This is a genomic window from uncultured Pigmentiphaga sp. (assembly GCF_937950555.1).
Lineage (GTDB): Bacteria > Pseudomonadota > Gammaproteobacteria > Burkholderiales > Burkholderiaceae_B > Pigmentiphaga.
Window position 1 is genome coordinate 1 of record NZ_CALFCW010000004.1, and the last position, 6,281, is coordinate 6,281.

10 protein-coding genes are annotated in these 6,281 nt (G+C 57.2%); 6 read left to right on the forward strand and 4 right to left on the reverse strand.

The genetic code is table 11. From position 1 onward, the window contains the following. Nucleotides 1–192: 192 nt before the first annotated feature. Nucleotides 193–732 (reverse strand): hypothetical protein, encoded by a 540-nt coding sequence (locus Q0319_RS00200; RefSeq protein WP_299450041.1) that lies wholly within the window; start codon nt 730–732, stop codon nt 193–195. A gap of 83 nt (nt 733–815) precedes the next feature. Between Q0319_RS00200 and Q0319_RS00205 the strand changes: the two genes are divergently transcribed. From Q0319_RS00205 to Q0319_RS00230, 6 genes are all read left to right on the forward strand, one after another. Beyond that, complete coding sequence (locus Q0319_RS00205) at nt 816–1,016, forward strand: hypothetical protein (RefSeq protein WP_299450044.1); 201 nt, start codon at nt 816–818, stop codon at nt 1,014–1,016. A 400-nt stretch (nt 1,017–1,416) separates the two neighbouring features. Continuing rightward, nucleotides 1,417–2,130, forward strand: coding sequence for a hypothetical protein (locus tag Q0319_RS00210; protein WP_299450047.1), 714 nt, complete (start codon nt 1,417–1,419; stop codon nt 2,128–2,130). Nucleotides 2,131–2,250: 120 nt separating this feature from the next. Further along, the gene (locus Q0319_RS00215) at nt 2,251–2,448 is read left to right on the forward strand and encodes a hypothetical protein (protein ID WP_299450050.1); all 198 of its coding nucleotides are present in this window, start codon (nt 2,251–2,253) and stop codon (nt 2,446–2,448) included. 138 nt (nt 2,449–2,586) lie between these two features. After that, nucleotides 2,587–2,853, forward strand: coding sequence for a hypothetical protein (locus Q0319_RS00220; protein WP_299450053.1), 267 nt, complete (start codon nt 2,587–2,589; stop codon nt 2,851–2,853). Between the two features lie 23 nt (nt 2,854–2,876). Further along, nucleotides 2,877–3,371 carry a hypothetical protein gene (locus tag Q0319_RS00225; protein WP_299450056.1) on the forward strand — a complete coding sequence of 165 codons (495 nt, stop codon included), beginning with the start codon at nt 2,877–2,879 and terminating at the stop codon, nt 3,369–3,371. A 95-nt stretch (nt 3,372–3,466) separates the two neighbouring features. Continuing rightward, nucleotides 3,467–3,712, forward strand: coding sequence for a hypothetical protein (locus tag Q0319_RS00230; RefSeq protein WP_299450058.1), 246 nt, complete (start codon nt 3,467–3,469; stop codon nt 3,710–3,712). Between the two features lie 147 nt (nt 3,713–3,859). Here Q0319_RS00230 and Q0319_RS00235 read toward each other — a convergent pair whose 3' ends face one another. The 3 genes from Q0319_RS00235 to Q0319_RS00245 form a co-directional block, all read right to left on the reverse strand. After that, nucleotides 3,860–4,417 carry a hypothetical protein gene (locus Q0319_RS00235; protein WP_299450060.1) on the reverse strand — a complete coding sequence of 186 codons (558 nt, stop codon included), beginning with the start codon at nt 4,415–4,417 and terminating at the stop codon, nt 3,860–3,862. A gap of 4 nt (nt 4,418–4,421) precedes the next feature. Next, the gene (locus tag Q0319_RS00240; RefSeq protein WP_299450062.1) at nt 4,422–4,682 is read right to left on the reverse strand and encodes a hypothetical protein; all 261 of its coding nucleotides are present in this window, start codon (nt 4,680–4,682) and stop codon (nt 4,422–4,424) included. A gap of 393 nt (nt 4,683–5,075) precedes the next feature. Further along, a partial coding sequence (locus Q0319_RS00245) for an AAA family ATPase (protein ID WP_299450064.1) occupies nt 5,076–6,281 on the reverse strand: 1,206 nt, incomplete at its 5' end.

Below are 6,281 nucleotides of genomic sequence, written 5' to 3' on the forward strand. Positions count from 1 at the left end.
CGAGATTGGTCAGTGACTGGAGTTCAGACGTGTGCTCTTCCGATCTACGCAGGCTTCGCACTTCCCGCTCCAGTGGGGGGCCAGGGGGCGGGTCCGGACCGAGACGCATCGCCGGACGCGTCCCTGGGCGCATCGCCGGACGCGTCCCTGGGCGCATCGCCGGACGCGTCGCCGCCTTGCATAGGCGGATACTTACTCAAAAATATCAATGATTTGCGGATCGATTGGCACGTCATTTGGCGCGTCTGGCGTCACGTCGCGCGCTCGATTGCTCAGCTCACGCTCCAGCGCGGCAATCTCGGCGCGTAGTTCGTCGGCCGTCTTTTCGCTATCTAGCTTGTCGCCATCGCTCGCTGCCTGTGCCAGGCGCTTGGCGTCAAAGCCAGCGCGGTCCAGCAGGCTATTCGCCGCCTGCACGCGCACGCCAGGCGCTGCCCTGGTATCGTGCAGTATCTGATAGAGGACGCGCAGAGCCGCAGGCGCAGCGTCGCCTACCAGGAATTTTTCCAGCACAGCCGCGATTGCCGCCTGCACTTTCTTGCCGCCGAAAAGGACCGTCGCGCTCTCTGGGCGAAGGCCAGCCTTGACGCATGCCTCTGTCTTAGTGGCGCCCTGAAGGTAAAAATAGAGCATCAAAAACTGTTTTTCAGAAAGCGAAATTCCTTGATTTTCCAACATATTAGCTACCTTGGACGGCGTGAGCGGATCCCGTGGTTTGCTGCCTTTTGACATTTATTGACCTTTTTCTGTTGACTGTCGGATTATGCGGCAATATACTGCACAACGTAAATCCACACAAACCAACGGAAACCGACATGACTCCTGCTATCGAATCTCTAAAGGCCGAGATTTACGCCCACAACGTCAAAATCCACGAGGACATGATCTCGTGGTTTGACCGTCGCGCGGCATGGCACCGTGCGCAAGGCCATGTCGAACGGTCCGAGTCACTGGGCGCAAAGGCCGCCGAATGGCGCGCCAAGCTTGCAGCGTACAAAGAGGCGCGGGGCATCTAAGCCCCGCATGTAGGATTTCCGAAAAAAGAGGAACCGAACCATGACCGAAGATCAGATTGAACGGCGCGTTGAAAGGCGAGTGGACATGCTCGATTCCATGCTCCTGTCGGGACGCTTAACGCAAGCGGAATATGATGATGAAATGAAACGCTTGCACAATTGGGCGGATGACCAATACAGAGTCTTAGGATACCTTCGGTTTTACAGACTAATGGGCGCCTAAGCCCCACATGTAGGATTTTCCGAAAAATGGAGGGACCGAAATGACCAAACCGCACAAATACGATTGTCAAGCCCGCGACTCCAAGCGGTCGCGGATCCGAGTCGCGCGGCGACTCGCAATCCAACACAAACTCTCTTTTGCCTACATGGCGTCAATCCGCTAAAGGGGGGATCTACTATGGATTTTGAAAAAATCGTACGAATCGGCCGCCTTAAAGATTATGGGAATGTCTTTTGCAGAATCACATACGCCGACGGCCGTCTCTCAATTTCGGGAGTAGAGGGCCCACTGCCTAATGGTGACTGCCGCGGATCATGCGGGCAGATAGAAATGCACGCAGACTCTTGGGATTTTGCGGAAATAGCGCCCAATTGGTCGCCGGAAATGATCCAGAAATTCCTGGATATTTGGCGCGAATGGCATATGAACGATATGCGCGCATATGATGCCGCAATGAAAAAAGACGGCTGGCATGAAATAGCCAAGCGCGAAGTATTCGGGCACCATTACAAGCTCAAATCAGAACTTTTCTCGGCGTTGCTCGACGCGGAAAAGGAAGCCATCGCCGCGATTAAGTCCGGCGAGACTTTCACGCCTACCAAAGAGCAAACCAAACTGGCGAACATGTCGCTTAGCCTTGTCATTTGGACCGACTCACCAGAATCGCCGGACGCGCCAGATGGCTATATGCTGGACCCGGACAAATCGCCCGAAAAAAGAACTCTTGGCTGGCTTAGGCCAAGCGAACATCCGGACGGCCTACTGGGCAAAAAACATCCAGAATCTGGAAACAAGTATGGTCATGACTGGTTCGCAGAAGCCGTACCTTTTGACGTTTTGCAATGGTTGGCGAACCTGCCCGACGCGGATGTAAAGCCCGCATGGGTGTAGAGCCATGATCAAAGACCTTCTCGCACTCGCCGCAATCGCCGCATTCATCGCCGCGGCCAGCTATGCCACCTTTGGCATAGCCACGTTGTAGGAAAACACGCACAAGGAAGGAAATCGACAATGCCAAACATCGAGCACATCACGATCAAAATCGAAACCGGCAATTCCGCTTTTGAAGAGTTTCCGGCACAGGAAATAGCCCGGATCCTGCGCGACCTCGCCGGCAGATTCGAGCGAGACGGCTTGCCGCCGGTCGCCCTGCGCGACTTCAACGGGAACCTTTGCGGAACCGTATCCATCCGCACGGATGACGATTGAACACGCCTGTTCTGTAGGAAAGCACGCACAAAAGAGGAGCCGACAATGAGACTCGAATGCTGCCACGTCGATACCTGCCTGCCGGACTATTGGACAGGCCATCACCTTCCGCATGTGCAAATCCCGGTGCACCGCGGGATGACCCTGGCCGAGATCAAAGACGCAATCCGGCATGAGCTACGCCACGGCTACGTAATGGGTTCGTCGGATCTGGCCTATTTGCTTGGCGCCGATTGGGTGCCGCCGGAAAAAGAAAAAGCCGCAGATAAGGCAATCAAGGCCGCATATGCCGCGGTCAATCGCATCAAGCCCGCACGCAAAGGGCAGCGCCGATTTTTCCTGGATTTGCCAATCGACGACACGGAAAGCACGCTTTACGCATATTTCGTTTTCCGCGAAATGTAGGATTTTAGGAAAGGAAGCCGATCATGGAAAATTACACGCCTAAGCACCTCAAGCGCTGGACCCTTCCCGAATGCTACCTTGGCGCAACGTGGCCAGAATACTACTCCGCTGGAGTCGGCCGAAGCCGCGACAGTGACACTCTAGAGCGATCCAATTTCGCCGTGATGCTCGAAGCACTGGGCGGAGAGTCGGAGACTGTAAAGGTAGTGCACGAGTCTCATTGGGCGGTAGGCTGGATCGAATGGATAGCGATTCACGAGAGCGACAGTAAAGCACTTGCAATCGCCGATAACCTGGCCGCCAAGCTGGAAGACTACCCCGTATTGGATGAGAACCATTGGACCGAATTGGAGGCGGAGGAAGCGGACAGAGTCTGGAAGGAATGCTACACGCCACAGGAGAGAATCGACTACATTCGCCGATACCGTGACCAATTCGATTTCTATGACTTCCGCGATTTACTGGCCGTGGTGCGCGGCGAATATTTCAACGGCTATGCATCGGATCTACTCCGATGATCCAGCTGCTAAGCCTTGCAGGGCGGACTCTTGCCGCCCTGCTTGTCATCACGCTAATCTTGACACAATCAACGCCAATGTGAGGAGGGATAAAAATGCCTTATGTAATCGTACGCACACGCTATTTTTACGGCCCAAGCGAGACCCGCGACGTGCTGACAGACTGGCGCGACAAGCCGTTGACTTTCGACTCGCGCAAGGCCGCAAAATCCCACATAGCGGACCTCGACTCCGAGACTTACTATCTCGCACACAATGAGTATCAACGGCCGCTCTATCGCACCTACGCGCTCGACACGCTGCCGCGCTATCTGGCAGACAGTATCGCGCACGCCGACTAGTCCACCAAAACCTCGACCCTGCAAAAGCCCGCGTCCATCGCGGGCTTTTTCTTTTCCCTCACGCTCCCACATGCTCGCCAAAACCTCGACCCTCAGAATCCCGCCTAGAAAGCCCGTACACGCGATTCTTGCCTTCCCTAGTGTTCCCTACTCACCTAACGCCGAACGCCACTCAGCGGCCAAATATGGGGCTTTCTCAGCCATTCTGTAGAGATACCGGACACTATAGGCGGGATTTTCCGCAACCATGCGCTCATACTCGGGATTATCGAGCTGCTCGATGAGCCCGCCGGGAACAAGCTTGGAAAGCACGAACGTTTTAATTCCTGAATAACTGTATTCCGGCATTAGCTCCCGAAAATCAGCCATTCGGTAGACCCGCCCCGGTTCCATGCGCGCCAGTAAGACTTTCCAGCCAGGCAGCCCAAGCTTGGCGACTCCGCGCCTGGGCAACGCCGGCGCATTCTGCGCTTGGATCTCACGCTTGCGCCTCGACGCTCGACGCTTGCGCGTATTCGCCGCCTTGCGCGCGTGCTTGGACCAATCCACCTTGACAGCCGGACGCGCACGCGACCCGCCGCCGTTCTCCCGCATGCGCCGGATCCGGGCCAGCGCCCTCTCCAGCGCGCGGGCCTCCACCTCCTGTTTTTTCTCCAGGTCCAATTTTTTCCGCGGGTCCAATTTTTCCTCCAAGTCCAATTTCATCCGATCAATCGAACTTGCGCCGATGGACCTTTTGCAGCGGGGCCGCATGCACCGGACATCTCCGGTTCACGTTGAACCTGGTCGTGTTGATACCAACCGTGAACGTGAACTCGGCACCGCAGTTAGCGCAATTCGACATGATCGTGGCGATGCCGGAAAACGCGCCGTCCTTCCGGATGTACGGCTCCACGGCCACGCAGACGTACTTCTGACCACGGTAGCGGAACTCATCACCGACTTCGATTTTCTTCCCCGGCTTGATCAAGACTTTCTCTCCTTTCCACCGGTTACAACCAATACAACCAGCACAACCAGCAGCGCGACCTTCAAGACGAACTCGGCCACGGCGAGCGCGATTTGTCGTATAACACGAACGCGTTTGCTCTTGCAAGATTTCATATCATCCAACATTCAGCCCACAAACGGACAAAAGGCGGACAACCGGCCGACCTCCCGATTTCATGGCCAAGGGTGGGGGCGGACACGGGCAGGCAGCGGAGGACAGGGGGGCGGACAAAGAGGACACATACCTTCAGGTATGTGTCCCTCCTCGCTTGTCCGCGCTCCCCCGCCCTGGTCCCGGTTGGCTTGACCGGCGGACAAAACGCCTTTGTCCGCCCTTGTCCGCCTTGTCCGCTTTTGCTCTTGCAAGTCATTTTCAGCCCCCGTTGTTGAACGTCGGCCACACAAAATCTTCGCAAATTTCAACAGCCTTTTTACCCAAAAGCTGTTCCCTGGCCCGCCTGAAAGCCCTCGCGCGGGTGCCCGGATCGTCCGATTTTGACAACCCGAGGTTGTCGCAGAACTCCCTCCAAATGCGGACTTCGACCACCTTGCAGGCGGGCCACTGGTTGCCGAACTTCAACACGCCATGCTCGGCAATCGCCTCGTCCAACGCCTCCGCCGCCTTCCTCAGACTTTCGGGCCATGACGACCGACCATCGGACCTCGCCTCGGGATCGTAGACGGGGACGAGCGTTTCGCCGGAAGGCTCCAGGTTGAACCCCCATTGCCCGCGGCTGTCGGCGTCCTTGTGCCGCTCGATCATGAGCATGGTGGTCATTTTCTCCTTGTCGCCCTCGACCTTCATGCGTGAATCGAACGACCCCCAGAAGTGCGTGTGCATGCGGGCGCGCGTATCGTCCTGCCAGCCGGTATGGGCTACCGTGAGCGTCGCCGCCCCCGTGGCCCGCATGATGGCCTGGACATTGTGAACCCATGCGCGAGCCGTGGTGTCCTCGATCTCGGACCCCATCATCGTGCCGCCGAAGATGTCGAGCACGATCAGCTCGAAGCCCCCGATGGCCTTGCAGGCCGCGATGAGCGCTTTGACCTGTTCCTTGTCGTCCAGGCAGATTTCCTGCGGGTAGAGGAACACGTTGGCTCGTTGCTCTGGCGCGATGCCGTAGTGGTCCAGCCAGCCGGGAATGCGGAGCCGGCCGACGCCGTTGGCGCCCTCGGTAGCGACAAAGAGCACCTTGCCTTGTCTGGTCTGCTTGCCATGCCATGGCCGCCCCGTGGCCACGGATAGGCCGAGGTCGATAGCGAGGAAGGATTTGAAGCTGTTGGACTTGCCGAAAAGGAGCGCGGCGGAGTTTCGCTGGATTACATCCTCGACCAGCCATTCCGGCTCCGGGAGGCGGAGCATTTCTTCGTATGTGAGGAAATGCAGCTTTGATGTCGGTTTCGTTGGTTTAGGCTTGGCGGTTTCGGGGATGTGTTGCGGCGGTGGGCCTTGGTCGCCGGCGATCGAGGAAACGTCGCCAAATTCGCCGAGGGCGGTCTTTGCGCCCCAGCCGCCTGTCGCGTACCGAAAGGCATTCTCCACCTTCGTGCGCAGCTCGTCGTAGGGCCATGGCGGCGA

Bases quoted from the DNA above. Each gene is read 5' to 3' on its own strand.
- Q0319_RS00200 (WP_299450041.1), bottom strand. From the start codon at position 732: ATGTCAAAAGGCAGCAAACCACGGGATCCGCTCACGCCGTCCAAGGTA.
- Q0319_RS00205 (WP_299450044.1), top strand. From the start codon at position 816: ATGACTCCTGCTATCGAATCTCTAAAGGCCGAGATTTACGCCCACAAC.
- Q0319_RS00210 (WP_299450047.1), top strand. From the start codon at position 1,417: ATGGATTTTGAAAAAATCGTACGAATCGGCCGCCTTAAAGATTATGGG.
- Q0319_RS00215 (WP_299450050.1), top strand. From the start codon at position 2,251: ATGCCAAACATCGAGCACATCACGATCAAAATCGAAACCGGCAATTCC.
- Q0319_RS00220 (WP_299450053.1), top strand. From the start codon at position 2,587: ATGACCCTGGCCGAGATCAAAGACGCAATCCGGCATGAGCTACGCCAC.
- Q0319_RS00225 (WP_299450056.1), top strand. From the start codon at position 2,877: ATGGAAAATTACACGCCTAAGCACCTCAAGCGCTGGACCCTTCCCGAA.
- Q0319_RS00230 (WP_299450058.1), top strand. From the start codon at position 3,467: ATGCCTTATGTAATCGTACGCACACGCTATTTTTACGGCCCAAGCGAG.
- Q0319_RS00235 (WP_299450060.1), bottom strand. From the start codon at position 4,417: ATGAAATTGGACTTGGAGGAAAAATTGGACCCGCGGAAAAAATTGGAC.